The sequence below is a fragment of the Leifsonia sp. SIMBA_070 genome (genome assembly GCF_046534635.1).
Taxonomy (GTDB): Bacteria; Actinomycetota; Actinomycetes; order Actinomycetales; family Microbacteriaceae; genus Leifsonia.
Genome location: NZ_JAWRYK010000001.1, coordinates 2,804,065 through 2,830,268 on the forward strand (window position 1 = coordinate 2,804,065; position 26,204 = coordinate 2,830,268).

Below are 26,204 nucleotides of genomic sequence, written 5' to 3' on the forward strand. Positions count from 1 at the left end.
CAGCGTCAGTAGACGCCGCCCGAATCAACTTCAGGGGCGACGCGTCGGGAGAAGAAGACCCGCTCGAATCCGTTGTCGGTGCGACGGCCGGTCTCCACGAATCCACGGCGCGGGTAGTACGCGAGATTCTCGACCATCGTGACGTGGGTGTAGAGCCGCACCTCGCCGACGCCGGCCGCGCGGGCATGCTCGTCCGCGATGGCGAGAAGCCGTGACCCGAGGCCGGCGCCGCGGTCCGACGCGGCGACAGCGACGTTCTCGACGAGCACATGGTCCGCATGCACCGAGAGAATCAGCAGCCCGACGATCACCCCGCCTCGCCGAGCCACAAGCGCCCGGCCATCGGCGACGATCGCACTGTAGTCGTCCAGCAGCGGGCCGGGCTTGCTGCCGATGCGCTCCACGTACGGCTCATACGCGTCACGGACGAGCTGCTCGATCGCAGGGACATCCGCTTCGACGGCTGGGGTGACCTCCACATCCATGCGGCCCAGGGTAGGGGTCAGCCGAGGGGTAGGCCACCGCGGACGCCCACCGACTTGGTGGACCCCGCGTCGGCCACGACGACGGCGAGCAGGTCCCGCTCGAAGCGCGGCGGCCCCATCGGATCAGCCGAGTAGGTCCCCCGCTCAGTGTCCGCAAGCCCGAAGGGGCCGCGCAGGTTCCAGAGGGCCCAACCGATCCCGTGCTCGCCCAGGACGCCCAGCGTCGCCTCCAGCCATGCCACCCGCACGGCGAGCGGAGCGCCGGAGTACGCGCCCATCTCGCCGACGTGCACCGCACCGCCGGCGTCGACGATGTCGATCCACGGCTGCAGAAGTCGCTCGATCGCCGCCGCGTCCCACGTGGCGGTCGTCTCGCCCGGGAGCGGAACGTAGCCGTCCCGGAGCGCGGAGGCGAGGTCCGTGCGCAGCGGCCACACGGGCTCCGCCGCCGTCGGCGCCACCCAGGGCGCTCCGTGGTGGGTGATGTCGAACGGCTTGTAGAGGTGCAGCGACGTCACGACCTGCGGGTGCAGCGTCCACTCCCGGGGCGGAGGGCGGAGGCCGGCGTCCCAGCCTTCGAGCACGACCAGCCGCTCCGGGGTGACCCGCCAGATGTCCTCCGCCGCCCGGCCGAACACGGTCCCGAAGGCCGCGTCGTCGATCTCCGGAGGCTCGTTGAGCAGGTCGAAGCTGAGCTGCTCGGGCGGCACGTCGGCGTAGCGCTCGGCCAGCGCCGTCCAGTATTCGCGGAACAGCGCCTGACAGGAGGGATCCGAGAACAGGTCTCCCTGCTCTGCGATGTCGAAATGCGAGCGCGAGTTCACGCAGTAGCCGGGCGCCCGGTGGAGGTTGAGGCTGACGTGGATGCCGTACGCGCGCCCCAGCTCCACCGCGCGATCGACCAGGGCGAAGCGGCTGTGGTCGATGGTGCGGCCGTATGGTCCGATGCCGAACCAGAGGTACGAGAGCGGGATGCGCGCATACGTCAGACCGAGTTCGGCGAGCGCCGCGAAGTCGGACTCCTGGATGCCCTGCCCCAGCCGGATGGGGAACTCCTCCGCCCAGCGGACGCTCGTCGAGAACAACTCGATCAGGTTGACGCCGCGCCAGTGCGCGGTCGAGGGCCCATCGGTCACGGCGCGAAGAGCCCGCCGTCGAGCCCGCGCACCCCGGCGGCCCACTCGTCGTGGCCGGACAGGCCTGCCGGGAAACGCGCAGCGGCAGCCTCGTCGATGTCGATGCCCCAGCCGGGCGCCTCGTTCGGGGTGAGCCAGCCGTCGACGATGCTCAACGTCCCCGGGAAGACCTCGTGCGTGGCGTCGTTGTAGACGTGGCCCTCCTGGATGCCGAAGGCGCTGGTGGTCACATCCACGGCGACGTTCGCCGCAGCCCCGACCGGGGAGGTGTCGCCCGGCGCGTGCCACGCTGTCCGTACGCCGAAGAACTCGGCCAGCGTGGCCAGCTTCTTCGCGGGCGTCAGCCCGCCGATGGCCGAGATGTGCGCGCGGATGAGGTCGACGCCGCCTCCGGTGATGAGCCGCGCGGCGTCGGTCACCGACGTCGCCAGCTCTCCGACCGCGATCGGAACCGGCGACTGCGAGCGCACCTCGGGGAGGCGGTCCCAGTGCTCGGGGGCGATCACGTCCTCCAGGAAGAACAGGCGGTACGGCTCGAGCGACCGTGCCAGCACCACGGCCTCCTTCGGCGTGAGCCGCGAGTGGACGTCGTGCAGCAGCTCCACGCCGTCACCGAGCCGGACCCGCGCCTCCTCGAACAGCTCGGGCGTCGCGGCGAGGTACGCCCGCGCGTCCCAGCCGTGAGGGTAGGGCGCTCCTGCCCGCGCCGGACCATCGACCGGCGGGGCGCCGTACGTGCCGATGCCGGCCTGGCCGGTCTGCAGCCGGATGTGCCGCCAGCCCTGCGCGACGAACTCCTCGGCCTGATCGAGGGTGCTCCGGATGTCCGGCCCACCCGCGTGGATGTAGGTGTCGGCCGCCGCGCGCACCTTGCCGCCGAGCAGCTCGTGCACCGGGAGGCCGGCCCGCTTGCCCGCGATGTCCCACAGGGCCATGTCGAGCCCGGAGAGCGCGTTGTTCCCGACCGGGCCCTCCCGCCAGTAGCCGGAGTACCGCGCGAGCCGCGTGAGGTCGCCGATGTCGCCCGGGTACCTGCCGACCACCAGCGGAGCGAGGTGCTGCTCCACGAACGCGACGACGGCGTGCCAGCGCTGCGTGAACGTCGCGCAGCCGAGACCGTACAGACCGTCCACGTCCGTGTCGACGCGCACGACGACGAGCGGCGTGCCCTCCGGCGCGGTGACGATCGTCCGGATGCCGGTGATGCGCACATCGTCCGGGGCCGTCCACGGTTGATCGAAGGTGCGAAACGTGGCGGTGTCACGCATGGAGCGCTCCCAACTCGAGTTCGTCGCCGGCGGGCTCCGGCCGGTGGATGGAGTACAGCGGTTCGAAACCGAGCAGGTCGCGGGCGCGGCTGGTGTCGACGAGCGGTCCGTGCTCGCCGACAGGCGACCGGAGTGGCACCGTCGGCGCGTAGGTGCGCAGCAGCTCCTCGGCCGGGCGGTCGATCAGCAGGTCGGCCGCGCTGAGGCTCACGACGTGCGCCCCGCTCAGCGGCGCGATCAGCGAGCGCTCGATCGCCCGGACGCCGTCCCGGATGTCCAGGTAGGCCCAGCCTTCGCGCGCCATGGAGGCGGGATCGCGCTCCACGGACGCCGCCGAACGCCGCAGGGTGTCGCTGTCCTTGATCAGCGGGAACCGGAGCGCCACCACGTCGATGCCCCACCGGCGCCACGCCATCCTCGCCGACGCCTCGTCGGTCTGCTTCGAGAGGGAGTACGCGTCGTCGATGTCGGCGGGGGTCTCCTCGTCGAGCGGATAGTAGGCAGGCTGCACGTCGTGGCTGTTCATCGGGACGCCGAACGCGTTCACGCTGCTGGCGATGACGGCCCGGCGCACCCCCGCCTGGCCGGCCTGCGCGAGCACGGTGAAGGTCGCGACGACGTTCGTCGCGAATACGGTCGCCGGCGTGCCGAGCGACGGATGCGGGATGGCGGCGAGGTGCACGACCGCGTCCGCGCCGTCCAGTGCGCGGGCGACGACGCCCTCGTCGCGTGCGTCGCCCTCGATCGTCCGGTCGGCCCGGCTGTCGTCGTCGAACACGAGAGACAGGGCCGTGACGTCGACGCCCAGCTCGACCAGCCTCCCGGTGATCGCGCGGCCGATGGACCCGTCTGCGCCCGTCACCAGGACACGTTTCGGAAGGTCGCTCATCCTGTCGCTCATCCCTTCACCCCTCCCGACATCCCCACTCCGCGCAGGAACGACCGCTGGAACACGATGAACAGCGCGACCGGGATCAGCAGCGCGAGGAACAACCCGGCCAGCTGGATGTTCAGCTCGCTCTTGGCCGCCAGCTTGGGCAGGGCGACCGACACCGGCTGGAGGTCCGGGTTCGGCAGCACCAGGAGCGGCCACAGGTAGTCCTTCCACGACGCGATCACGGCGAGCAGCGCGACGACGCCGAGGATCGGACGGGAGAGCGGCAGCACGACCGTCGTGAAGACGCGGAGGTGGCCGGCGCCGTCGATACGCGCCGCCTCGAAGTACTCCCGCGGGATCGCGTCGAAGAACCGCTTGATCACCAGCACGTTGAACGCGCTGGCGGCTGCGGGCAGCCACACCGCCCAGTAGGTGTTGGTGATGTCCGCTCCGATGACCGGCAGCTTCAGCACGGTGAGATAAAGAGGTACGAGCGACACGATGCTCGGGATGAACAGCGTGGCGAGGATCGCACCGGAGAGGAGCGGTCCCCACTTCGGCCGCAGCACGCTCAGCACGTACGCACCGGTGGTGCAGACGAACAGGTTGGCGATCATCGAGCCGAGGGCGAGCACCGCCGTGTTGCCCAGGTAGAAGCCGATGTGGCCCTGGTTCCACGCCGTCGCCAGGTTGTCCCACTCGACGACGCCCGACGGGAAGAGCGCCAGGGGGTCGCGGAGGGTGTCCTGCGTCGGCGAGATGGCCGCCTTCAGCAGCCACAGCAGCGGACCGAGCCCGGCGATCAGCAAGCCGATCAGGATCAGGATCTGCACGAGCGTCAGCGGGACGCGCACGCCCCGCCGCTTGCGGTCGGCGGCGGAGATGACGCTCCGCTCGCCGGTGTCGCGCGCGCGGCGCGTGCGGTGCCCGCGTTCCGCGACCTCGGGGAGGATCGGTTCGTCCAGCCGGGCCTGCTGGTCGGCCGGCAGCAGTGTGCTCATCAGTCGGAGCTCCATTTCCGTGTCGCCAGCTGGTACACCGCGGACAGGATGCACAGCCCGAGCGCCAGCAGGACGCTCAGGGCGGTCGCCGCCCCGTAGTCGCCGCTGACGAACGCGTAGTTGTAGATGAGGAGGAGGATCGTGGTGGTCGAGCCCTGCGGGCCTCCCCCGGTGAACAGGAACGGCTCGGTGAACAGCTGGGTCGTGCCGATCACCTGCAGCAGCAGCATCACGAGGATGATGCCGCGGATCTGCGGGAGGGTGATGTGCCAGACCCGCGACCAGATGCCCGAGCCGTCGAGCTCCGCGGCCTCGTAGAGCTCTGCCCTGACGGATGTCAGCGCGGCCAGGTAGATGATCACCGCGCTCCCCGCCCCGGCCCAGGTCGCCTCCAGGACGATGGAGGGCATGGCCGTCGCGGGCGAGTCGAGCCAGGGCTGCGGCGGGATGCCGACCAGACCGAGGATCGAGTTGAACAGCCCGCTGGGCGACGAGTCGTAGAACACCTTCCACAGCAGGATCGCGACCACCGGCGGCACGATCACGGGGAGGTAGGCGAGCGTCGTGTAGAGCCAGGAGCGGCCCTTGAGCTCCGCCATGAACACCGCGAGGAAGATCGGCAGCGGGAAGCCGAACACGATCGCCAGCAGCGTGAAGTAGAGGGTGTTGAGCGTCGCCTGCCCCAGCGACGGGTCGGCGAGCACGTAGGTGAAGTTGCTCAGCCCGACCCACTGCGCGGGGTCGACGAGATTGGTCTTCTGGAGGCTCATCACGAGCCCGTTGACGATCGGCCCCCACGAGAAGTAGAGGAAGATCAGAACGATCGGCACCGCGAACAGGACGACGGTGAGGCCGCCCTGCCGGTACCAGACGATCAGCCGGTGGGGACGCCGGGTCTGCGGCCGCGCCGGCCGCGCCGGCCGGGCATCGGGGATGGTGGGGGCCTGCTCCCTGATCACCATGGTCACTCCTTACGGGACTTCGCGGCCCGGCGCCCACGGCTGACCGTGAGCGCCGGACCGCCGGCGATCAACGGCCGAGTTTCGCTTGGACCGTGCTCGCCGCCTTCTTCAGCAGCGACGGGATGTCGGCGTTCTGATCCGTGAGCACAGCCTGCACCACCGGGTCGAGGGCAGCGTAGACCTCCTGTGCCTGGGCAGCCGGCTCCGGGATGATCTTCTGGTCAGCGGCGACCTTCACGTACGGCGCGAAGTTGTCGATCGGCACGTTCACGTACGGCTTGATCCACGCGTCGTACTTCGCCTGCTGTCCTGCGCTGAGGACGGGCAGTCCGGGGAGGCCGACCGGCTGCTTGTCGGCCGCGGAGGCCTTGGCCGTCGCCACGGCGGTGTCCTCGTCGCGGTACTTGTTCAGGTAGTAGAACTCGATCCACTTGAGCGCTGCGACCTTCTCCTGCTCCGTCGCCTTGGGGCTGACGACCTGCACCGAGCCTCCGGAGAGTGTGCCGTGCTCGCCGCCGCTCTGCGGGAGCCCGCCGACGCCGAGCAGCTTCGGGTCCATCCCGTTGGTCACGACCGAGGCCGAGTACTGGTCGGGCGCCGACATGAACATACCGACCTTGCCTGCCGCGAACTGCTGGGCCATGCTGTCGAGGTCCCAGAGGGACGTCGTTCCCATCGACTGGTCGGTCCACCGCATGTCGTGCACCGTCTTCAGCGCGTTCTGCGAGGGCGTGTCATCGAAGGTCACCTTCGTGCCGTCCGCGTTCTCGACCGTGCCGCCGAAGGCGTACGTCTGGGTGGTGAACATCCAGCCGCCCTGGCCCTTGGTGCTGAGCTGGGCGTAGCCGACGGCGCCGGTCTTCTCGGCGATCTGCTTCGCGTCGGTGCGCACCTCGTCCCACGTCGTCGGCGGCTTGTCGGGGTCGAGCCCGGCCTTGGTGAACAGGTCGCGGTTGTAGATGAGGCCGACCGAGTAGGCCGACGTGGGGACGCCATAGGTCTTGCCACTGCTGTCCTGGGCGACCTTGAGGACGGTCGGGTTGAGCTGACTGATCAGCTTGGTCTCCTTGAGCGCGTCGGAGAGGTCGGCGACCTGCTTGCGGGCGATCAGCCCCTGCGGCTCGGTGAACGGCACGCTCTGAACGTCGGGCAGGTTGCCGCCGGCGACCAGGGCCTGGAACGTCTGGGCGTCCCAGGCGGTCTCCGTGGGCTTGAGGTCGATGGTGGGGTTGGCCTTCTCGAAGGCCTTCACCTGGCTGTCGTAGTAGGCGCGGTTGTCCTTGTCGGAGGACGGGGGCCGGTCGCCGATCGTGATCGAGACCTTGCCGTTGTCGCTGCTCGACGGCGAACTCGAGCATCCGACCAGCGCGGCGAGCACGGCGACGCCGGTCACTACGGCGACGGTCGCCTGACGTGATGGTTTCATCATTGAAACTCCTTGATTGCTGCGGCGTGAGCGGCCGCGATTCTCCGGGTGTGAAATGGATGGCGCAAATGCTTTCGCATCCGCAGTCTGCCTCATCCCGACGCCGCAAGCAAGCGAAAATCTGAATTGCGCAATCAATTGCGCAATTCGGCGTCTTTGCGCTGCTGGATTGGCTGAGGCCCGATGGAAGAGTTTGCGCTGGGCCGCGCCGTTGGGTCCACATCCGCCTCGCGCGGCCGGGCCCTCCGCGGGCCACCTCGCGGAATCGCTTACACTCGGGTGACGCGCATTTGCCCGTGCCACTAGCGTAGGGTGAGCGCCGTTCTCGAGGAGGATGCATGACCAAGCGGGCCAGCATGAGCGACGTCGCTCGCGCGGCGGGCGTCTCGCTGACCACGGCGTCCCGCGCCCTCGGGGGGGTCGGCCGCGTGTCGCCCGAGACGCGGGCCAAGGTGATCGCGACCGCGGAGCGCCTCCAGTTCCAGCCGGACATGATCGCCCGGTCGTTCGTGACGGGCCGCAGCTTCATCGTCGGCGTCCTCGCCGAGCACGGGCAGGGCCGCTTCAGCATGCCGCTCATCGTCGGCGCCACCGACCTGCTCGGTCGAGAGAACATCGCGGCGGTCACGCTCGACGCGCACGGCACGCCGCGCGTCCTCACCGACTACCTCAAGCGGCTGCGGTCGCGCCGCATCGACGGCATCCTCGTCGTCGGCGACGACCCCAACCGGGCGAGCCTCGTCCTGTCCGATGACTTCGCGGTCCCCGTCGTGTTCGCCTCCTCGTCCGCCACGCCCGAGACCGACTACGTCGTCGCGCCGGACAACCGCGGCGCCGGCCGGATCGCCGCCGAGCACCTGATCGGCCTCGGCCGCCGGCACGTCGCGCACGTGACGGCTGCCGTCCACGAGCCGGCCGTCGATGCCCGCGCCGCCGGCTTCGCCGACGCGATGGAGTCCGCAGGGATGCGGCCGGCTCTGGGCGGCCCCCTCTACGGCAGCTACCTCCAGCGCTGGGGCACGGACGCGGCCGAGCGGATCATCGCGAGCGGCGAGCCCGTCGACGCGATCTTCGCCGCGAACGACGAGATCGCCATCGGACTGTTCGCGACCTTCCACCGTCACGGCATCCGAGTGCCCGATGACATCGCGATCGTCGGCTACGACAACCGTCTCGCCGGGGTCGCCCGCCCCGACGACCCGCTCACCACCTTCGACCCGCAGCTGACCAAGGTCGGCGAGAGAGCTGCCGAGCGCCTGCTCGCGGCGATCGGTGGAGACGGCGAGCCGGGCATCGAGTACGTGGAGCCGAAGTTCATCGCGGGGCGCTCCACGGTCGGCCCGACGCTCGAGCCCTACGACGTGCTCTGAGCGCTCACGCGCTCGTCCTCGGTGAGCCAGCCGGATCCCTTGCGTGCGACGGCACCGTCAGTTGGTGAGTCGGTCCGCGATCCTCACGGCGATATCCGTGGCGGCAAGACTGGTGGTGTCGAGAACCAGCTCTTCCGCGAACTGCGCGCGTTCGAGGATCCCGGCCAGTTCCGGATGTCGTCTTTCATGCCACTCAAGGTCTCGTGCGTTCTCGCCGTGCCGAATCCCGAGCCGAGCCAATGCCACGTCGGTGTCCAAAACCAGTCGCACCAGCAGCGGGTTCCCGGATCCGAGTGCCGCCACGCAGCGGTCGAACTGCTCGGCTGTCTCCACCACGCCGGCAGCCACGATCACCTGCGCGCCACGAGCACGCAACTGCGCGGCGACGGCCCTCATGTTCGCCACGGCCAGTTCGAACTGGAACGGGTCTTCTCGTGGAGCTGGCCAGGCGCGGCGGAGCCAGTCGACGTCGATCACCGCACCCGGAACGCCGCGCTTCTCAAGCTCTTCACCCAGCTGGTCCGCGGCCGTGGTTTTGCCCGCGCCGACGCTTCCGTTGATCCACACGGCGTCGTAAGCAAGACGGGTCATACGCGAAACCATACCGAACGCACTCGAGCCGAGCCGTGGTGGCCGGGTTCGGCAGTCCCGCGGCTCGAGTGGTGAGTGGGTGCCCGAATTCGGGGCGAGTGGTGACGTGATGTCGCTACTCGGCCGACGGCGGGAGGCTCACGCGGTCGCCCACTGGAACGTCTCCCAGCCCAGCAGCCGGGGCGCGCTCGCCTGCACCGGAACACCTGCCGTGTTCTCCTGCGCGCTCGCGAAGTCGCCGGCGGCGAGCGAGAGGAGGCCGACGCCGCCGTCGCCCGTCGGGACCCAGCGGAAGGTCTCCCAGTCGTCGAGCACGGTGACGCCGGCGATCAGCGGCGAGCCGGCGGTCGCCAGCCACGCGCTGACGTAGCCGTCGTTCGCCTCGGCGCGCAGGCCGATCATCCCGTCAGCTGCATCGACGACCGTGAAACGCTCCCAGGAGTCGACGACGGTGGCGACAGCGGCCAGCGGTGCGGTGCCGTCGTCCTGCTTGCGTGCGCTGACGTACAGACCGTTGGACGCCTTCAACGAGATCGTCGAGCCGATCGGAGCCGGGTTCGCGACGCCGTCCGGGTGGGCGAACACGTAGTCCTGATAGGCGGAGTAGGGCGGGTCGAGCGGAGTGCCGTCCCCCTCTGTCACTCCCCACTTGGTGCCCTCGTCGAGGTCGTAGTACATCGCCGATTGGAGCCCGACGGTGGTCCGGGCGGTCCGGAACTCGTCGAGCTGCGTCGGGATGTAGGACGCACGGTGAGCAAGTGTCTGATTCGGGTCCGAGTTCCACTCCGTCACCATGAACGGCGTGCCGTACCGCGCCTTGGCGTAGACGGGGAGGTTGAACGACGGGCCGGCTCCGTCGGTGCCGATGCGGAAGAGGTCACCATCCCCCTCGTAGTTGTGCCACGTGGTGATGTCCCAGCGCACCGGGGTGTAGCCTCCAGAGCCGTCCGGCTGCAGACCATCCCAGAGGGCGTCCGCGGCGCCGATGTCCGACCGGCAGAAGTTGATGCCGCACAGCGCCGAGGGCTGCACCTGCTTGACCCCGTCGATGAGGCCCAGCATGAAGCCGCGCATGATCGGCCAGGTGCCGTTGTCCCAGTCGACGGCCTTCGTACCCGCGTCGTTGGTGTGATCCGCGGCGACGACGTACGGGTCGCGGGTGAGCTCGTTCCCGCACTCGTACATGGTGACGCCGAGCGGGGCCATGGCCGTCGCCACCCGCACGGCGACATCCTTCGCGGCCGCGTACGCCTGGGACTCGGAACTGAAGAGGAGGTTGTGGTTCTGGTCCTGGAGTCCGGCGTCGATCACCGGGAGCACCGTCTTCCCCGCGGCGATCACCCGTTGAGCGATCGCTGCCGCGTCGGCGATCGTGCCGGCGTCGGCCCCGGTGTTGACGCGCAGCATCGTAGCTCCGAGCGCGCCCAATGCGGCGGCGATGTCCGTCGGCGAGAGCGCAGTGTCGTGGTGGGTGTTGATGCCGTACATCAGGCCGGCCGGGGCGGACAGCGGGATCCGCGGGTCGGTGACCTTCAGCCAGACGCCGTTGGGGCAGACGTACCACTGGCCGCCGGTGCCGCGGTGGTAGACCATCCCGCCGTACCAGAGCACCACGGTCACGTTGTAGGTGTTGCCGACCGTGGCGCCGTTCCGGTAGACGACGCCGTTGGAGAGCGTCCACGTGTTGCCGCCGTTGTCGATGATCGACGTCGCCGAGGGGATGGTCGTGCCGTCCGGCGACGCGTTCGGGGAGTCGGTCAGCGGGCGCACGCCGAGTGGTCCCGCCGATGCCCTGAGCGGCGGTCCGCCGGCCGCGAGGGCGAGGGAGGCGGTCGCCGCAGCAGCAGCGGCTGCGCCGAGGAAGGTCCGCCGCGGGATGGGCGCAGGTTCGTTCATGTTCGTGACTCCCGAATTCGTCACGGCGCGCACACGTCGTCGTGAGGCTGTTGCAGCGCAATCGCTTGCACAGCACAGGATGGGGCAATCCGGCCATCCGCGCAAGTCCCCCGCACTGAGATCCGTGCGGCGCGAATCCGCGATTGACACTCCCATCGCCGCGGGCCTAACCTGGCCGGGCCGCGCGATTCCGCGCCTCGGCATCCCATTTCGAACGATGGAGTTCACAGGTGAAGATTCGATCGTTATCGATCGCGACCGCGCTGGTCATGCTTGGCGTCGTCGCGATTCCGACCTCCGCGCAAGCATTTGCGCAGAATGGTTCGCGCGGAGGGGGCGCATCAGCCGCCGCGAAGCCGCCGGCGGACTGCCCCGCCGCCACGGCCAACCCCACGACCGACAACGTGACCGACTACCGCCTCGACTCCAACGTCGTGGGCGCCGGACGCTGGTCCTACGAATCCATCGACGGCGACGCGGTCGGCCTGCTTCAGAAGGGCGGAACCGGAGCCTTCGCTGCGGACGAGTGGGCGGCCGACACCAACAAGCCGGAGCACGCCTGGTTCGTGAAGGCCGACGGCTCGATCGGCACCGACTACCGGTCGATCGCCGAGACGTACACCGTTCCTGCGGTCGCCGACGGCAAGAACGTGCACATCTCCGGTTCGTTCACCTCCCCGGGCGGTCGCTTCCGCGTACTGCTCTCGCACGACGGAGACCCGGACACCATCGGCAGCCCGAGTGCCTTCACCCAGCTCTTCACCTACACGGGCACCTCGACGACCTTCGACCTGAACGTCACGGCGGCGGCCGGCGATGACATCCTCTTCGTGGACGACTCCGTGTCGACCTGGTGGGTTCCCGGCACGCTGAAGGCGTCGGTCACGACGCAGCTCTCCACGCCACCCGCGGTGGTGAAGGCCACCCCGGGGGCCGGTGCCATTCAGGCCGGGGATGCGGTGAAGCTGTCGAGCGCGACGGCCGGTGCGTGCATCGCCTACACGACCGACGGCTCAGACCCGACGACGTCCGCTACGGCGAAGACGTACACCAAGCCGATCACCATCACGGCCGACACGGACGTCAAGGCGGTCGCGATCTCGTCGACCGGCGCGCCGAGCGCGGTCTCCGACCTCCCGTACGTCCTCACCGAGCCGTTCCGCGCGTTCGCCGGCATCAACCAGGCCGGCACCACCGGTCTGACGGCCGGCGTGCAGTGGTCGCGTCAGGACTTCGACTGGGGCACCGTCGAGCCGGCCAAGGGCCAGATCGACAAGGCCGCTCTGGCCGAGTACGTCCGGCAGTTCACCGAGGCGAAGGCGCACGGCGAGACGATCCTGCCCGTGCTCGACTACACCGCGGGCTGGGCAGCCAACCGCACCGGCTACACGTACGACTTCCACGGGAAGACGTACGTCTACGGCCCCGTGATTTCGGAGCAGAACGGCAACTTCACGCGCCAGCTCGTCACCAAGGACGCGAAGGGCGTCGTGCTCTCGACGGAGAACGTCCAGACGAACATCGGCCGCACTCCCCCGCAGGACCCGGCCGACTGGACCGCCTTCGTGAAGCTCGCCGTGGACACGCTCAAGCCGCTCGGGATCACCTACTTCCAGGTGTGGAACGAGGCCTACCCGGGCTCCGGCTTCTGGGAGGGCGGCATGGACCAGTACATGCAGGACATCCAGCTCCCCGCGGCCAAGGTCATCCACGCGGCCGGAGTGAAGCTGGTCTACGGCGGCTGGATCTGCGGCGCACCGCTCAGCGAGTACATCGCGCTGCTGGACAAGTGGAACGCCTGGAAGAGCATCGACGTCTACGACATGCACTACATGCCGATCGGGACGATGCAGACGATCTACGCGGCGGCTCAGAAGCGCGGCATCAAGAATCCGTCTGTCTGGCAGACGGAGATCGGCTTCACGACCGAGGACAAGTTCATCGCCGACATCTATCCGCGGGTCTTCCAGTGGGAGCTGTCGAAGGGCGGGACGAACATCGACCAGACCAAGCTGATCTACTTCGCCGACTGGTCGCCCAACGATCCCGCAGCCTTCGGCTACAACCGCACGATCCGCAGCGGTGACGGCCTGAGCACCAAGGGCAAGACGCTGGTGACGCTCGCCAACCTCCTCCGCGGCAGCAAGGCGGAGGTCTACGACGACTTCACCACGACGCCCGGGCTGAAGCCGGAGCTGAACGAGGCACTGTCGACGGCGAACGGCTTCCGGCTCGATGGCAACCGCGTCGTGCTGGCGATCGACCTGAAGCGGCAGAACCAGGCGGACATCTTCGAGGACCAGAACACGGGTGACACCATCCACCTGAACTTCGGTGACCCGACGATGACCGTGACCCTGCGCAACGTCCACGACCTGAAGTCCCTCAACCGCGTCGACCTGTTCGGCAACACCACGCCGCTCACCTGGAAGAGCACCGGCAAGAACACCATCCAGGTGGAGGTGCCGATCATCGACGCCGACCCGACGGTGCACGACCTCAACCAGACGGAGAACGAGGACGTGTTCTACCTGTCGCTGCAGCAGGGCTGAGCATGCTGATCGACACGCTCCACCAGGACCGGGCGCTCGCCGTCATCCGCGCGCCGAGGATCGACGACCCTGTCGCCCTCTGCCGGGCCCTCTCGCACGGGGGGATCCGGACGGTCGAGTTCACGTTCACGACCCCCGGGGTGGAGCGTGTCATCAGCGAGGCGACCGCCGGCGCCCACGATGCCCTCGTGGGCGCCGGGACGGTCACCGATCAGGGCGCCGCCGAGCGGGCGATCGCGGCAGGCGCGCGGTTCCTGGTCACTCCCGGCCTGCAGGAGCGGGTGGCCGCCGTCGCGCGCGAGGCGGGCATCCCGCTCCTGCTCGGTGCGCTGAGTCCCAGCGAGGTGATGCGGGCGGTGGAGCTGGGCGCGGATGCCGTCAAGATCTTCCCCGCCTCGCTCGTCGGCCCGGGGTATCTGCGCGACCTGCGCGGTCCGTTCCCCACCGTGCCGTTCGTCCCGTCCGGCGGGCTGGATGCGTCGAACGCCGGCGCATGGACGGCGGCCGGAGCGCTCGCGGCGACCGCCGGATCGAGCGTCGTGAGCGCCTCCGACATCGAAGCCGGCGATTGGGACGCCGTGACGGAGCGGGCGCGTCTCTTCGCCGCCGCGGCCGCCGCAGCCGCCGGCGGCGAGCTCGCCGGACGAGCACGAGCGATCCGATGATCCATTCGGGAGGCGAACCCGCGGTGGTCACCGTCGGCGAGGCGATGGTCGTTCTCTACCCGCACGACCACGCGCCGCTCGCGACCGCGGACACGTTCGACTCGGACGTCGGCGGCGCGGAGCTGAACGTCGCGACGACAGTGGCGCGCCTCGGCGTCCGCTCGTCCTGGATCTCCCGGCTGGGCGCGGACGGGTTCGGCGACCGCATCCTGGCCACGGCATCCCGAGCGGGCGTCGACACGTCCGCGGTCGAGCGCGACCCGTCCCGCCCCACCGGGATCTACGTGAAGGAGACGACGGTCGGCGACGCCGGGGCGCGGACCAGGATGCACTACTACCGCCGCGAATCCGCGGCCTCCGCCCTCGCGCCCGAGGACCTGCGCGCACCCGAAGCCGTCCGGCTTCTGCGGGGCGCCTCAGCGGTGCACACCACCGGCATCACCGCCGCGCTCTCCCCCACCGCCGCTGCCGCCGCGGCCGGCCTCCGCGGCCTCCTCCGGCCAGGGGCCACGTTCAGCGTCGACCTCAACTACCGCCCGCAACTGTGGCGGGACCGGGATGCCGAACCGCTCCGCGCGCTGATCGCCCAGGCCGACCTCCTCTTCACCGGACGCGACGAGGCCGAGGAGTTCTTCGGCCACGGCGACCCGTGGCGGTTGCTCGAGGAGCATCCTCGCCTGCACACCGTCGTCGTCAAGGACGACGCGCTCCGCGCCTCCGCCTACACCCGCACCGGGACCGAGACGCACGTGCCGTGCCTCCGGGTCGACGTGGTGGAGCCGGTCGGCGCCGGTGACGCCTTCGCCGCCGGCTACCTCGGCGCCCTCGCGCGCGGACTCGACGGCGTCGCGCCGCTCCGCCTCGGGCACGCGCTGGCATCGCTCGCCCTGATCAGCCGCGGCGACCGCCCCGACACCGTCCCCTCGCCCGAAGAGTGCGACCGCATCGCGCAGGTCGCCGACGACGAGTGGGCCCGCTGGATCGTGGCACCGCAGGGAGGCGGAGCCGCTGGAGCACCTCCCTGGCTTCAGGAGCGCACCGGCTCCGCAGGACCGATCTGAGTCCCGATGACGAACACCCGCACAATCGTTTTGGACGACGGCCGGACACGGGCCACCTTCGACGGCGCCACCGGCGCGCTGACCGGACTGGTGAACGAACGCGGCTGGAACGTGGTCGCTCGTCCGGAGCTCGGCTCCGCGTTCCGCCTTCTCGTCCCTCTCGACGGTCGCCGCAACAACGTGGTGGAGGGCACCGCTCAACGGCCGCCGTCCGTGGAGCACACCGAGACGACGGTCGCCTTCACCTGGCGCAGCGTCGTGAGCGAGCACGGGGGCGCCCACGACATCGGAGTCCGGCAGGCGTACGAGTTGACCGACGGACGGCTCGTGGTCCGGACCACCATCGACAACCGCTCCCCGCTCGTGGTGGAGAACGTCTACGCGCCCGTGCTCGGCGACCTTCGGCCACCGACCGTCGACGGCACGCTGACCGCCTACCGCCACGACTACGGGTCCGGGATGGCCCAGCCGATGTGGCCGCAGTTCCAGAACTCGGCCGGCTACCACGGGGTCGACGTCCCTACGCAGCTGGCGCAGCAGTGGATGGCGGGATACGGCACGCCGGTGGTCCCGTACACGCTGCTCCAGTCCGACGGCCAGGGCCTCTACGTCGGCGTCGAGGAGCCGACGGTCGAGTTCGTCGCGTGGCATGCCGAACTGTGGCCGGGCTACGCCGACTCGCTCGAGGCCAGTGTGCCGTTGACCGACGAGCTCGCCGGCGTCCCGGTCCGCACGCGGTTCGCAGCGGTGCACATCCCGTACCTTCTCGCCGGGCAGTCCCGGACTCTCGTCCCGCTTGCCCTGGAGTTCTACGAGGGCGACTGGCACGCCGGAGCCGATGTCTACTCCCGGTGGCGCGAAACCTGGTTCGCACCAGCGGCCGTGCCCGCATGGGCGCAGGAACCCCACACGTGGCAGCAGCTGCAGCTCAACTCCCCCGAGGACGAGCTGCGCTTGTCGTTCTCCGAGCTGGTGGAGGTCGGGAGGGAGGCGGCCGCGGCAGGAGTCAGCGCGATCCAGCTGGTCGGCTTCAACGAGGGTGGGCAGGATCGCGGCAACCCCTCCCACTGGCCCGACTCCCGGCTGGGCGGCTTCGACGAGCTCAGGCAGGCGATCGCCGATATCCAGGCGCTCGGAGTGCGAGTCGTCCTCTTCGCCAAGTTCAACTGGGCCGACCGCTCTCGTGACGACTTCACGACCACGTGGCTGCAGCACGCGGTCAAGGATCCCTACGGCGACTACTACCTGTACCCCGGCTACCGGTACGAGACGGCGACGCAGCTGTTGGATATCAACACGCGCCGGCTGGTGACGATGTGTTTCCTGTCCGAAGCGTACCTGGAGGAGTGCCTGCGCCAGTTCGACGTCCTGGTGGCGCTCGGCGCCGACGGCATCCTCTACGACGAGTGCCTGCATCACTTGCCGTCCTGGTGCTGCTTCGACGAGTCGCACGGCCACCGGTACGGAGCGCCGACGTACGCCAATGACCTCGAGCTGGTCCGGCGCTTCCGCGAGAGGCTCGGCGATCGACCGGACTTCCTCTTCGCCGGCGAGGCCGTCTACGACCGGGAGTTCGAGGCCTACGGACTGTCGTACCACCGGAGCGAGAACCGACACCATCTCCCGCTTCACCGCTACACGGCTCCTGCGCAGCAGATGATGACGGCCGTCACCGGATTCGACGACCGCAACATGGTGAACCAGGCCCTGCTGTACCGATACATCGTCAGCCTGGAGCCGTACAACTTCACAGGTCGGCTCACGGACTTCCCGGCGACCGTCGCCTACAACCGGCGCATGCACGAGCTCCGCGTCGCCGCCCGGAAGTGGGTGTGGGACGGGCGCTTCTCGGACACCATCGGTGCGACCGTCACGGATGAGGCGGGCAGCATCGCGCATCCGTACACCGTGTTCAGCGCCGCCGATGGAAGTCTGGCGGTGTGCGTCGCCAACTACGGGACTGCCCCGGTGACCTGGACCGTCAGGATGGATGGCGCGCCGGACTCATACCGTGTCCGCGCCGTCGATGACGACGAGTGGTCCGACACGGACGGCCGGGTGACTCTGCCGCCGCGCAGCGCCGCGGTGATCGTCCGCGCCTGATCCGGACCCGGGTTGCTCCACGTGGGTGAAGCGGGCGCCGCAGCGCTCGATCGTCATGCCTGCCGCTGCGCGAGGCGGTCCTGAATTTCGCGGATGATCCTCCCCAACTCGCCGGAAGCCAGGAGGCCCGCACCGAGCGGCCCGGCGGAGTCCTCGCCGAGCCGCGGGAGGCGACCGAGGGCGTCTCTGCCCGGCACGGACAACCGCTCCAGCTGCCAGGCGACCTCCTTCTCGGCGGCATCCGGGTCTTCCGGGTGAGCAAGGGCGACGGCGTGCGCCGCGTAGGCCGCGGCGCCGAGGGCGTGCGCCCCCATGTGCGCGACGCCCGCCGCTTGTCCTGCCGCGCGGGCTGCCGCCTTCGCCGCGGGACTGCTCGCCGAGCGGGCGGCGCGTCCCGCGACGAAGCGCCGGCTGATCTCGCCGGCGGCGGCCAGCTCGCCGCGCGCGAAGGCGCGAGCCCGGGCGATGGCATCGCGGGGCCGGTCGTCGTCGGCCGCTTCGGCCTCGAACACCGGGAGGACCCGCTCCGCGCAGTCCGCCGCCCACGCGGCCAGCACCCTCCGGTCCGGGAGGGTCAGGGTCTGAGGGGAGGCCATCGGTTCACCTCCGCTCCTGGCGGCGCAGCGCTCGAGCCCGCGCGGCGTCATGGGCGTCGGAGAGCAACGCCAGAACACGGTCGGCGGTCCGGGACCCGGGGTCGACCACCGCCACCCAGCCCGCCTCTCCATACAGTGGATGCGCCACGAAGGTGTCCGCCTCAGAAGGGTCGTCGCCCTCCACGAGGCGCATCGCGTCCCGACCGACGTGGATGTTGACCCGGAACCGGCCGGGACGGTCGAGGTCCGACCGGGTGTCCTCGGGATAGTTCTTGGTGACGATGGTGCCGTAGGGCTGCGTGCGCTCGGGCATGACCCCGTCGGGCGCGTAGTAGAAGAACGCGTCGCCCCAGGCGAGCTCCGGGAGACCGCTCCCCTCGTCGGGCTGAACGACCAGCGCGCCCTCGAACCTCCTGACTGCTTCGATGATCTGCTGCATGTCCATGTTCCCAGGATGAGGCTGAAGTGCTTATGTGGACTTCTCCCCCGAAATACGAGGAAATCACGTGGCAAACCCTCCAGAGCAGCTGTTCACGACCGTCGAGCTCGGTCGGCAGGTGGGATACTCCGCGCAGCAGGTCCGGGACTTGGAGCGGCTCGGCGTCATCCCGGAAGCCGCACGTGGCGCGAACGGCTACCGTCGCTACCGTCGGGAGCACCTCGTCACCCTCCGGGCGTACCGGGCGCTGGCGGCCTCCGTCGGTCCGGTGCCGGCCCGACGGCTGATGCCCCGACTGGTCGCAGCGCCGATCGACGAGGTCGCAGAGAGTATCGATGAGCTGCATGCGACGCTCGCCGGGGCACGTGCACGCGTCCGCGGAGCGCGTCGGGCCATGGAGGCCGTCCTCGGGGATTCGGGCGACGTCTTCGCCGCCGACGACGCGATGACCATCGGCGAACTCGCTGACGCGCTCGGGGTGCGGCCGTCCGCGCTGCGCCACTGGGAGCACGAGGGGCTCGTCGCGCCCGGCCGCCTCGTCACCGGCGCCCGCAGCTACGGAGCCGGCGCGATCGCCCAGGCCCGGCTCGTCGCCGTGCTGCGCGAAGGCGCGTACCCGATCCCCACCATCGGCCGCGTGCTCGACCAGCTCAGGACCGGTCGGTCCGGCGTCGGTGCGTCGCGGCTCCTCGACGCGCGCCTGGCCGACCTGACCCGTCGGAGCGTTGCGCTGCTCGAAGCGGCCGGGCACCTGCACGCGTTCCTGCTCGGGAAGTCGGAGAGGAGCGAAGTCGCTCGTGGATAGCTCACGTGCGCTCGACGCTCAGTTCGGCGCGCAGAGGTCGAGCTCGCAGCTGATGCACTCGGCCGACGGCGCCGCCTCCACTGGACCGACGGCGTCGAACGGAGCGGCATCCGTCAGGAAGGTCACCTTGCGCCCGGTTTGCGCAACGCGCGCGAACCCGAGCCGGCGGGCGACGGCAATCGATCGCTCGTTGTCCGCATCGATGACGGCGCTGACCCAGCGCGCCTCCACCGCGTGGAAAGCGAAACCCAGCAACGCCCGGGCCGCCTCCGTCGCATAACCGTGCCCGCCGTGCTGCGCCTTCTGCAGCCAGCCCACCTCGACCGTGCGCGAGCCGGGGGCCGCATCCCGCAGGTGCATCGACACGTCGCCGATCAGGACGCCATCGTGCTCGACGGCCAGGGCGAGGAAGTCATCGACCTGCCAGAGCCGGGTGCACCGGGTCCGGGCACGCAGGTGCTCCAGTATCTGCGGTTCATCGCGTACGGGCCCGTGCAGGCCGTCCCGAACACCGGGATCCTGCTCGATGCACAGCCAGGCCGCCGCGTCGCTCAGCCGATGAGGCCGGAGCACGAGCCGCGGAGTCCGCAGGACGGCAGCGCCCACGGGCGACTCCAAATGACCCTGATCGGACCGTGGCCCGGAAATCACATCCATGCGTGAACCTCCCTGCTGAAGGACTTCAGCATGTTCACGAAAGATCGGCGAGCTCCAGCCGGTGGCTATGCTCACCCTGCACGGACCCTGTGACGCCGGTGTGGATCGCATCTGCCACCTCGCAGACGGGAGGTGGAGCCGTGACAGGATGAGGCGCATGACTGAGCCCGGCACGAAGCGCGCGACCGATGGCGACCGCGCGGGAAGCGCGGCGTACGACGAGATCGCGGAGGGGTACGCGGCGCTCAACGAGTCCAGCCTCCTGAACGAGTACTACAACCGCCCGGCCATTGTGGAGCTCGCCGGGGAGGTGACCGGCCGCCGCATCCTCGACGCCGGATGCGGGTCGGGTCCGATCCTCTCCGACCTGCGCGAACGCGGAGCGCTCGTCACCGGCATCGACGGCAGCTCCGGGATGCTGGAGCAGGCCAGGCAGCGCCTCGGCGCCGGGACCGAGTTGCTGGTCGCCGACCTCGCCGAGCCGCTCCCCTTCGCGAACGGCAGCTTCGACGATGTGATCGCGTCGCAGGTGCTGCACTATCTGAAGGATTGGGCGCCGACGCTGACCGAATTCCGCCGGGTACTGAGGCCCGGCGGCCGACTGATCGTGTCCGAGGAGCACCCGGCCGCCACCTTCCTCGGCGATCGCCTCTCGGGCGGCACGTCGGAGTACTTCGGCGTACGGCCGCGAACGGAGACCTGGGCTCTGGGCGATGGCAGCGTGGACCTGACGTTCTGGGATCGGCCGCTCTACGCGATGACGGACGCGTTCGCCGCCGCCGGCTTCCGGATCACGGCGATCAGCGAGCCGGCGCCCTCCCCCGCCGCCTACGAGCGGTTCCCCGAGGAGTTCGCCGGCCGGCCGAGTGGGCGGTTCCTGGCCTTCCTGCTGTTCGTGCTGGAGGCGGTGTAGCGCCGCGGCGCGCCGAAGCGTCGACGCAGGTCGGGGAGCTCACCCTGGAGTTGTAGCGCCGCTCATCGAGGCCGCCTTGCGGCCAACGGACCCCCTCAACTCCTGACGGACGTCGCTTCCATCCGGGGCTTGAGCACCGTGCGGCACCAGGTGGCGAAGTCGGTTGCGCCCGTCTCGGCCACGGCCCAGTCGGCGTCGTAGATGCCGGACGCCTGCGCCGCGAACATCTCCGTCGTGTCGCTCACCGCGCGCTCGCTTGCGCCACGGCTTCTGATGCCCGCGGCGAGCGCTTCGATCGTCATCGGCGCGAAGGCGATCGGCTTCCCCAGTTCCCGGCTCATCACGTCTGCCATCTGGTCCGGCGTCAGGCGGTCGGGGCCGAACAGGGGAACGTTCTGCTGACCCTCCCAGTCGAGGTCGGTCAGGAGGTCGGCTGCTGCCTGTGCGATATCGGCGACCGCGATCGCCGGGAACGGCTGGTCGGCGGGAGACGCGAGCGAGAATGCGCCCTGACGCACGATCGGATCGAGCTGGCCCAGAAGGTTCTCCAGGTAGAACGGCAGCGACAGCGCCCGGTAGGCGGCGCCGGTCGCAGCGAGCACCTCATCCATCGCGAACGCGGCGGAGAGCACCCCGGCCGGCTCGCTCCAGCCGTGCCCCGCGCTCGTGACTCCGACGATGTGCCCGACGCGCTGGCGGCGGATCGCGTCCGCTGCTGCACGCGCGAACGCGAGGTAGTGCTCCAGTGCGCTCGGCGCCGACCGGTCCGGCGGGATCAGCCAGAACAGTCCCTCGGCGCCGGCGAAAGCTTCGTCGAGAACGGCCGGGTCGCCGTGGCTGCCGACCACGACCTCCACCTTCTCGCGCACCTCCTGATCCAGCCGGGAGGGGTCGCGGACGATGACGCGGACGCGCTGGCCCCGATCGAGGAGGGCAGGAACCAGTGCGCTGCCGATCTGACCGGTGGGGGTTGTGACGACGATCATGATGCATCCTTTCGGTAACCGGAATCGGAATTCCGCTTCCAGATAATACACGAACCCGATGGACGGTCAACTACACTGGGGCGCCATGAGCGCACCGAGCCGACCGCTGCGCGCGGACGCCCGCCGCAACCGGGAGGCGATCCTCGCCTCCGCCGCCGAGCTCTTCGGCGAGCGCGGCGAGAGCGCCCAGATCGAGGAGATCGCCGCGCACGCCGGACTCGGGGTCGGGACGGTCTACCGGAACTTCGCCGACAAGCAGGCGCTGATCACGGCGATCGTCGCGCACCGGTTCGAGGCGGCGACGGAGCTGGCGCGGGAGGCCGAGCAGCGGAAGGACCCGGCGGAGGCGTTCGAGACGCTGCTCTACGGATACCTCGAATCCGTGCACGGGGATGCCGCCTTCCGCCGCGCGCTGCTCGGACCGGAGGAGCCGCGATGGGAGGCCATCGGGCCGCAGAAGGACGCCTTCCGCACCATCGTCGGGCGGATCGTGGCGCGGGCCGTCGAGGCGTCTCTGCTCCGGCCGGACTTCGGCGCGGACGACTTCATCCTCATCACGCGCGGTGCGATGGCCAACATGGCGGCCGTCGACGATTGGCGGCGGCACATCGAGCTGCAGCTCGACGGCATCCGTGGGACCGCGACCAGCGCGACGCCGTCGAGCGCGACGCCAACGAGCGCGACGCCAACGAGCGCGACGCCAAGCAGTTAGCTCACGCTGCGCCGGAGCGCGCGCGGAAGGCGTCGATCGCGAGGTCGGCGAAGCGGTCGGCCGCGGCCGCCAGCCCGTCGCGGCTCCGCGCACTGAGGCTGCGGCCCGCGGAGAGGACCAGCACCAGGTCGCCGATCGTGAAGTCGGCGCGCAGCATCCCCTCGTTCTGGGCGCGCCGAGCGAGCCCGCCCAGCAGGCCGAGCAGTTCGCGGCGGTGCCGCACGAAGACCTCGGTCGGAGTGGTGGAGACCAGCGCGTCGACGAATCCGCGGTTCCGGACATTCATGGCGAGAAGCCTCCGTACCGCCCCGGTGAAGCCGCGCCAGGCATCGGGGTCCGCACAGGCGTCCACGACGATCTGCCGGCACGCCTGGAGCTCGACCGAGAACGCCTCGTCGATCAGCGCCTGCCGGGTCGGGAAACGGCGGTAGAGCGTCGCAGGGCCGACCTCTGCGCGCCGCGCGATATCGCGCATCCCGATGTCCAGGCCGCGCTCCGAGAACAGCTCGGCCGCAGCGGCGAGGATGCGGTCGCGGTTCTCCTGCGCATCCACCCGGAGCCGAGTCAGTTCGGTCGTCATCTCTCCCACTTCCCGCAAACGGACGCAGGCGTCCACTACCGTTCCGAAGGTACACCGACGAGCAACAGAAGGAGGAATCGTGCGGGCAGTGGCGATCGAGGAATTCGGGGATCCGAGCGGGATGCGTGCCGTGGAGCGGGAGGCGCCGACGCCCGGATCAGGGCAGCTGCTCATCCGGACCGAGGCGATCGGGGTCGGCGGAGTGGATGCGGTCATCCGGCGCGGAACCATCGGCTCGGTCTCGCAACCGGGGATGATTCCCGGCAGCGAGGTCGCCGGTACCGTGGTCCAGGTCGGGTCCGACATCGAGCCCTCGTGGATCGGGAGGCGAGTGTGGGCCTTCACCGGAGTGTCGGGCGGGTACGCCGAGTTCGCGGTCGCCGAGCAGGACGACGTGACCGCCCTCCCGGACGGGCTGTCCTCCGTGGATGCGGTGACTCTCGGCAGCGCGGCGACGGTGGCGCACTTCGCACTGGACCACGCCCGGTTCTCGGCGGGCGAATCGGTGCTGGTGCGCGGCGCGGCGGGCAGTATCGGCCTCGCCGCGGTCGAGCTGGCTGCTCGGGCCGGTGCGAGCGCGGTCGCCGTCACGACGTCGTCCGTCGAACGAGGTCACCGGCTCCGGGCGCTCGGCGCCACGCACGTGCTGGACCGGGCAGGCGACGCGGAGGCGGACGCGGACGCGCCCGATGCGTATGACGTGATCATCGACATCGTGGGCGGCGCCGCGCTGCCCGCCTTTCTCGACCGGCTGGCGCCGAACGGCCGGCTCGTCCTCGTCGGGGTGGTGGCGGGCTACCCGCCGGCCGACTTCGGCATGTCGCTGTTGCGCTCCTTCCAGCAGTCGCGGTCGTTCGCGACGTTCAGCCTCGCCACGGTTCCGGTCGCCGAGAGGAACCGGGTCAGGGCGGAGCTGTTCGCGTCGGCCGCTCAGGGCGGGATCTCCCCCGTGGTCGACGCTGTGCTGACTCTCGACCAGGCGGCGGAGGCGCATCAGCGGATGGACGATGGAACGGTCTTCGGGAGGATCGTGCTGGTGCCAGGCGACAGCTGAACGTCGACGTTCGCCGCGGCGATGACCGCCACGCCGTGCTGCGGCAGCAGCATCCCGAGCGAGGCATCTCCGCTGAGGAGGTCGGTGCCCTCGACGGCGAGCGAGACCGGCGCGGCGCCGTGGTTGATGACGAACAGCAGGTCGCCGCGCCGGACGGACTCCACGAAGCCGCATCCCGGCTCCAGGACGGGCCGCTCGACCCGCACGCCGCTCTCGGTGATGAGCCGACGGACGAGCGCCGCGCGGCCGTCCGCGTCGGGCCGGGTCGCGAGGTACCAGGCCGCACCCGCACCCCGGGTGTTGCGGGTGAGTGCCGGCCAGCCGTCCAGCGCACCACCCACGAAGACCGCCTGCACCTCGGCCTCGCGGACGTGCACGGCCTCCGTCCACTCGGCCGCGGTCGCGCGTCCGTCCACGAAGACTGCGCCCGCCACACCGACCGTCGGCGCGATGGTGGCCTCCTCGGCGACCGGGATGGCGCCGGGCCGTGCCCACGCACCGGCGAGCGGCCAGAACTCCTCGATCCACACGCCGAGGGTGGACTGCAGCTCGCCGAGGTAGCCGCCGAGCCGCGCGCGCAGGTTCTCGTCGACGATCCCGGTCTGGTCGGTGACCAGCACGCTTGACCCCGCCCGGGCCGCGGCATCGATCGCCTCCGCCTGCGCGTCGGTCATCACGAACAGGCTCGGCACCACGACGATCGGGTACGCCGTCAGGCCGGCGTCGGCCTGCACGAGGTCGACGGTCAGTCCGGCCTCCGTCAGCGCGGCGTGCCAGCGGGAGACGAGAGCCAGGTACGAGGTGGCCGCTGGGAGGCCGCGCTGCTCGATCGCCCACCAGCTGTCCCAGTCGAAGACGAGTGCGGCCTGCGCCCGCGTCGCGGTTCCCATCACCGCGCCGAGGCCGCCGAGCTCGCTCCCGAGGCGCTCGACCTCCCGCCAGACGCGCGTCTCGGTTCCGGCGTGCGGCAGCATCGCGGAGTGGAACTTCTCGGCGCCTGCCGCCGACTGGCGCCACTGGAAGAACAGGATGCCGTCCGCGCCACGCGCCAGCGCCTGGTACGACAGCGCGCGCATCTGCCCTGCCGCCTTCGGCGCATTCGATGGCCGTGTGTTCACCGCCCCTGCCGCCTGCTCCATCAGGATCCACGGACGCCCGCGGCCGAGCGACCGCATGAGATCGCGGGCCATCGCCGCCGCGCGCGGGCCGGCGGGGTCGGCCGGGTCGGGGTACAGGTCGTCGGAGACGACGTCCACATGCGGAGCCCACGACCAGTAGTCGACGCCGCGGAACACGCCCATGAAGTTGGTGGTGACCGGGAGGCCGGGGGTGACCTCGCGCAGGATCGCCTTCTCGCTCAGGTAGCAGGCGAGCAGTTCGTCCGAGCTGAAGCGGTCGAAGTCGAGCGCCTGGGTGGGGTTGGCGTAGGCGGGTGTCGTTCGCGGCGGCAGGATCTCGGCGAAGGAGGAGAACCGCTGCGACCAGAAGGCGGTCCCCCAGGCCTCGTTGAGGGCGGCGATGCTGCCGTACTTGGCCTCCAGCCAGCGCCGGAAGGCGGCCGCGGACTCGTCGCAGTAGCAGCGCGAGACGTGGCAGCCGTACTCGTTGTTGATGTGCCAGAGCACGACGGCCGGGTGGTCGCCGTAGCGTTCCGCGAGAGCCCGAACCAGCCTCCCGGCGCTGCGGCGGTACTGCGGAGAGCTCGGGCAGTACTCCTGTCGCGACCCCGGCGAGAGCCGGACCCCGTCGATGGTGAGGGGCAGCGACTCCGGGTAGGCGTGCGAGAACCACGGAGGAGGCGACGCCGTCGCGGTCGCGAGGTCGACCTTCAGCCCGTTGGCGTGCAGCAGGTCGAGCACGTCGTCGAGCCAGCCGAACTCGTAGCGGCCCTCCTCGGGCTCGAGCAGCGACCACGCGAAGACGCCGACGGTGACCAGGTTCACGCCGGCCCGGCGCATCAGGTCCACATCCTCCTCCCACACGGCCTCCGGCCACTGTTCGGGGTTGTAGTCGCCGCCGAACCAGGGGGACTGTGCGAAGGGGGAGTTCATTGCGTGGAGTGTTCCTTT

General features: G+C 70.2%; 24 protein-coding genes. 9 read left to right on the plus strand and 15 right to left on the minus strand.

Features of this window, described 5'->3' with window-relative positions:
* Positions 1-5: 5 nt before the first annotated feature.
* From SB754_RS13300 to SB754_RS13330, 7 genes are all read right to left on the minus strand, one after another.
* Entirely contained in the window at positions 6-485 is a 480-nt protein-coding gene (locus SB754_RS13300; protein ID WP_410782778.1) for a GNAT family N-acetyltransferase, read from the minus strand.
* A 17-nt stretch (positions 486-502) separates the two neighbouring features.
* Entirely contained in the window at positions 503-1,621 is a 1,119-nt protein-coding gene (locus SB754_RS13305; protein WP_410782779.1) for a glycoside hydrolase family 5 protein, read from the minus strand.
* Positions 1,618-2,889 (minus strand): enolase C-terminal domain-like protein, encoded by a 1,272-nt coding sequence (locus SB754_RS13310; RefSeq protein ID WP_410782780.1) that lies wholly within the window; start codon positions 2,887-2,889, stop codon positions 1,618-1,620. Before SB754_RS13310 ends, SB754_RS13305 begins: the two co-directional genes overlap by 4 nt.
* Positions 2,882-3,778, minus strand: a complete 897-nt coding sequence (locus SB754_RS13315; RefSeq protein ID WP_410782781.1) for an NAD-dependent epimerase/dehydratase family protein — start codon at positions 3,776-3,778, stop codon at positions 2,882-2,884. Before SB754_RS13315 ends, SB754_RS13310 begins: the two co-directional genes overlap by 8 nt.
* Positions 3,779-3,786: 8 nt before the next feature.
* A complete protein-coding gene (locus SB754_RS13320) occupies positions 3,787-4,767 on the minus strand; it encodes a carbohydrate ABC transporter permease (RefSeq protein WP_410782782.1) in 981 nt (326 codons plus the stop codon).
* Positions 4,767-5,729, minus strand: coding sequence for a carbohydrate ABC transporter permease (locus SB754_RS13325; RefSeq protein WP_410782783.1), 963 nt, complete (start codon positions 5,727-5,729; stop codon positions 4,767-4,769). The genes SB754_RS13320 and SB754_RS13325 overlap by 1 nt, the downstream gene beginning before the upstream one ends.
* Positions 5,730-5,796: 67 nt before the next feature.
* Positions 5,797-7,158, minus strand: coding sequence for an extracellular solute-binding protein (locus SB754_RS13330; RefSeq protein WP_410782784.1), 1,362 nt, complete (start codon positions 7,156-7,158; stop codon positions 5,797-5,799).
* 335 nt (positions 7,159-7,493) lie between these two features.
* Here SB754_RS13330 and SB754_RS13335 point away from each other — a divergent pair, with 335 nt between their 5' ends.
* A complete protein-coding gene (locus tag SB754_RS13335) occupies positions 7,494-8,525 on the plus strand; it encodes a LacI family DNA-binding transcriptional regulator (protein ID WP_410782785.1) in 1,032 nt (343 codons plus the stop codon).
* Positions 8,526-8,582: 57 nt separating this feature from the next.
* On the opposite strand, the gene SB754_RS13340 is transcribed toward SB754_RS13335, so the two are convergent.
* Positions 8,583-9,116, minus strand: a complete 534-nt coding sequence (locus SB754_RS13340; RefSeq protein WP_410782786.1) for an AAA family ATPase — start codon at positions 9,114-9,116, stop codon at positions 8,583-8,585.
* Between the two features lie 138 nt (positions 9,117-9,254).
* A complete protein-coding gene (locus tag SB754_RS13345) occupies positions 9,255-11,012 on the minus strand; it encodes a fascin domain-containing protein (protein ID WP_410782787.1) in 1,758 nt (585 codons plus the stop codon).
* Positions 11,013-11,416: 404 nt separating this feature from the next.
* Here SB754_RS13345 and SB754_RS13350 point away from each other — a divergent pair, with 404 nt between their 5' ends.
* The 4 genes from SB754_RS13350 to SB754_RS13365 are packed head-to-tail and all read left to right on the plus strand — an operon-like array spanning position 11,417 to position 17,393.
* Positions 11,417-13,564 carry a chitobiase/beta-hexosaminidase C-terminal domain-containing protein gene (locus SB754_RS13350; RefSeq protein WP_410782788.1) on the plus strand — a complete coding sequence of 716 codons (2,148 nt, stop codon included), beginning with the start codon at positions 11,417-11,419 and terminating at the stop codon, positions 13,562-13,564.
* A 2-nt stretch (positions 13,565-13,566) separates the two neighbouring features.
* Complete coding sequence (locus SB754_RS13355) at positions 13,567-14,229, plus strand: bifunctional 4-hydroxy-2-oxoglutarate aldolase/2-dehydro-3-deoxy-phosphogluconate aldolase (protein WP_410782789.1); 663 nt, start codon at positions 13,567-13,569, stop codon at positions 14,227-14,229.
* Positions 14,226-15,290, plus strand: a complete 1,065-nt coding sequence (locus SB754_RS13360) for a sugar kinase (protein WP_410782790.1) — start codon at positions 14,226-14,228, stop codon at positions 15,288-15,290. Before SB754_RS13355 ends, SB754_RS13360 begins: the two co-directional genes overlap by 4 nt.
* 6 nt (positions 15,291-15,296) lie before the next feature.
* A complete protein-coding gene (locus SB754_RS13365) occupies positions 15,297-17,393 on the plus strand; it encodes a DUF6259 domain-containing protein (protein WP_410782791.1) in 2,097 nt (698 codons plus the stop codon).
* 53 nt (positions 17,394-17,446) lie between these two features.
* Here the strand turns inward: SB754_RS13365 and SB754_RS13370 are convergent, their stop codons facing one another.
* A complete protein-coding gene (locus SB754_RS13370) occupies positions 17,447-17,989 on the minus strand; it encodes a putative immunity protein (RefSeq protein WP_410782792.1) in 543 nt (180 codons plus the stop codon).
* Positions 17,990-17,993: 4 nt separating this feature from the next.
* Entirely contained in the window at positions 17,994-18,434 is a 441-nt protein-coding gene (locus tag SB754_RS13375) for a DUF6194 family protein (RefSeq protein ID WP_410782793.1), read from the minus strand.
* Between the two features lie 61 nt (positions 18,435-18,495).
* Here SB754_RS13375 and SB754_RS13380 point away from each other — a divergent pair, with 61 nt between their 5' ends.
* Complete coding sequence (locus SB754_RS13380) at positions 18,496-19,233, plus strand: MerR family transcriptional regulator (protein WP_410782794.1); 738 nt, start codon at positions 18,496-18,498, stop codon at positions 19,231-19,233.
* An 18-nt stretch (positions 19,234-19,251) separates the two neighbouring features.
* Here the strand turns inward: SB754_RS13380 and SB754_RS13385 are convergent, their stop codons facing one another.
* Positions 19,252-19,839 (minus strand): GNAT family N-acetyltransferase, encoded by a 588-nt coding sequence (locus SB754_RS13385; protein WP_410782795.1) that lies wholly within the window; start codon positions 19,837-19,839, stop codon positions 19,252-19,254.
* 208 nt (positions 19,840-20,047) lie between these two features.
* On the opposite strand from SB754_RS13385, the gene SB754_RS13390 reads away from it, so the two are divergent.
* Positions 20,048-20,803, plus strand: coding sequence for a class I SAM-dependent methyltransferase (locus SB754_RS13390; RefSeq protein WP_410782796.1), 756 nt, complete (start codon positions 20,048-20,050; stop codon positions 20,801-20,803).
* 95 nt (positions 20,804-20,898) lie between these two features.
* Here SB754_RS13390 and SB754_RS13395 read toward each other — a convergent pair whose 3' ends face one another.
* Positions 20,899-21,789 carry an NAD(P)H-binding protein gene (locus tag SB754_RS13395; RefSeq protein ID WP_410782797.1) on the minus strand — a complete coding sequence of 297 codons (891 nt, stop codon included), beginning with the start codon at positions 21,787-21,789 and terminating at the stop codon, positions 20,899-20,901.
* Between the two features lie 85 nt (positions 21,790-21,874).
* Here SB754_RS13395 and SB754_RS13400 point away from each other — a divergent pair, with 85 nt between their 5' ends.
* A complete protein-coding gene (locus SB754_RS13400) occupies positions 21,875-22,501 on the plus strand; it encodes a TetR/AcrR family transcriptional regulator (RefSeq protein ID WP_410782798.1) in 627 nt (208 codons plus the stop codon).
* A 1-nt stretch (position 22,502) separates the two neighbouring features.
* On the opposite strand, the gene SB754_RS13405 is transcribed toward SB754_RS13400, so the two are convergent.
* Positions 22,503-23,081: a TetR/AcrR family transcriptional regulator gene (locus SB754_RS13405; protein ID WP_410782799.1), complete on the minus strand. Its 579-nt coding sequence runs from the start codon at positions 23,079-23,081 to the stop codon at positions 22,503-22,505.
* Positions 23,082-23,160: 79 nt separating this feature from the next.
* Here SB754_RS13405 and SB754_RS13410 point away from each other — a divergent pair, with 79 nt between their 5' ends.
* A complete protein-coding gene (locus SB754_RS13410) occupies positions 23,161-24,135 on the plus strand; it encodes a zinc-binding dehydrogenase (protein ID WP_410782800.1) in 975 nt (324 codons plus the stop codon).
* Here the strand turns inward: SB754_RS13410 and SB754_RS13415 are convergent.
* Positions 24,075-26,186, minus strand: coding sequence for a beta-galactosidase (locus SB754_RS13415; RefSeq protein WP_410782801.1), 2,112 nt, complete (start codon positions 26,184-26,186; stop codon positions 24,075-24,077). The two genes, SB754_RS13410 and SB754_RS13415, sit on opposite strands and share 61 nt — an antisense overlap.
* Positions 26,187-26,204 lie beyond the last annotated feature (18 nt).

Coding starts and splice junctions, on each gene's coding strand:
- SB754_RS13400 (WP_410782798.1), top strand. CDS start 21,875: ATGAGCGCACCGAGCCGACCGCTGCGCGCGGACGCCCGCCGCAACCGG.
- SB754_RS13345 (WP_410782787.1), bottom strand. CDS start 11,012: ATGAACGAACCTGCGCCCATCCCGCGGCGGACCTTCCTCGGCGCAGCC.
- SB754_RS13375 (WP_410782793.1), bottom strand. CDS start 18,434: ATGGACATGCAGCAGATCATCGAAGCAGTCAGGAGGTTCGAGGGCGCG.
- SB754_RS13405 (WP_410782799.1), bottom strand. CDS start 23,081: ATGACGACCGAACTGACTCGGCTCCGGGTGGATGCGCAGGAGAACCGC.
- SB754_RS13365 (WP_410782791.1), top strand. CDS start 15,297: ATGACGAACACCCGCACAATCGTTTTGGACGACGGCCGGACACGGGCC.
- SB754_RS13315 (WP_410782781.1), bottom strand. CDS start 3,778: ATGAGCGACCTTCCGAAACGTGTCCTGGTGACGGGCGCAGACGGGTCC.
- SB754_RS13355 (WP_410782789.1), top strand. CDS start 13,567: ATGCTGATCGACACGCTCCACCAGGACCGGGCGCTCGCCGTCATCCGC.
- SB754_RS13395 (WP_410782797.1), bottom strand. CDS start 21,789: ATGATCGTCGTCACAACCCCCACCGGTCAGATCGGCAGCGCACTGGTT.
- SB754_RS13300 (WP_410782778.1), bottom strand. CDS start 485: ATGGATGTGGAGGTCACCCCAGCCGTCGAAGCGGATGTCCCTGCGATC.
- SB754_RS13335 (WP_410782785.1), top strand. CDS start 7,494: ATGACCAAGCGGGCCAGCATGAGCGACGTCGCTCGCGCGGCGGGCGTC.
- SB754_RS13390 (WP_410782796.1), top strand. CDS start 20,048: ATGACTGAGCCCGGCACGAAGCGCGCGACCGATGGCGACCGCGCGGGA.
- SB754_RS13415 (WP_410782801.1), bottom strand. CDS start 26,186: ATGAACTCCCCCTTCGCACAGTCCCCCTGGTTCGGCGGCGACTACAAC.
- SB754_RS13360 (WP_410782790.1), top strand. CDS start 14,226: ATGATCCATTCGGGAGGCGAACCCGCGGTGGTCACCGTCGGCGAGGCG.
- SB754_RS13330 (WP_410782784.1), bottom strand. CDS start 7,158: ATGATGAAACCATCACGTCAGGCGACCGTCGCCGTAGTGACCGGCGTC.
- SB754_RS13370 (WP_410782792.1), bottom strand. CDS start 17,989: ATGGCCTCCCCTCAGACCCTGACCCTCCCGGACCGGAGGGTGCTGGCC.
- SB754_RS13310 (WP_410782780.1), bottom strand. CDS start 2,889: ATGCGTGACACCGCCACGTTTCGCACCTTCGATCAACCGTGGACGGCC.
- SB754_RS13325 (WP_410782783.1), bottom strand. CDS start 5,729: ATGGTGATCAGGGAGCAGGCCCCCACCATCCCCGATGCCCGGCCGGCG.
- SB754_RS13320 (WP_410782782.1), bottom strand. CDS start 4,767: ATGAGCACACTGCTGCCGGCCGACCAGCAGGCCCGGCTGGACGAACCG.
- SB754_RS13340 (WP_410782786.1), bottom strand. CDS start 9,116: ATGACCCGTCTTGCTTACGACGCCGTGTGGATCAACGGAAGCGTCGGC.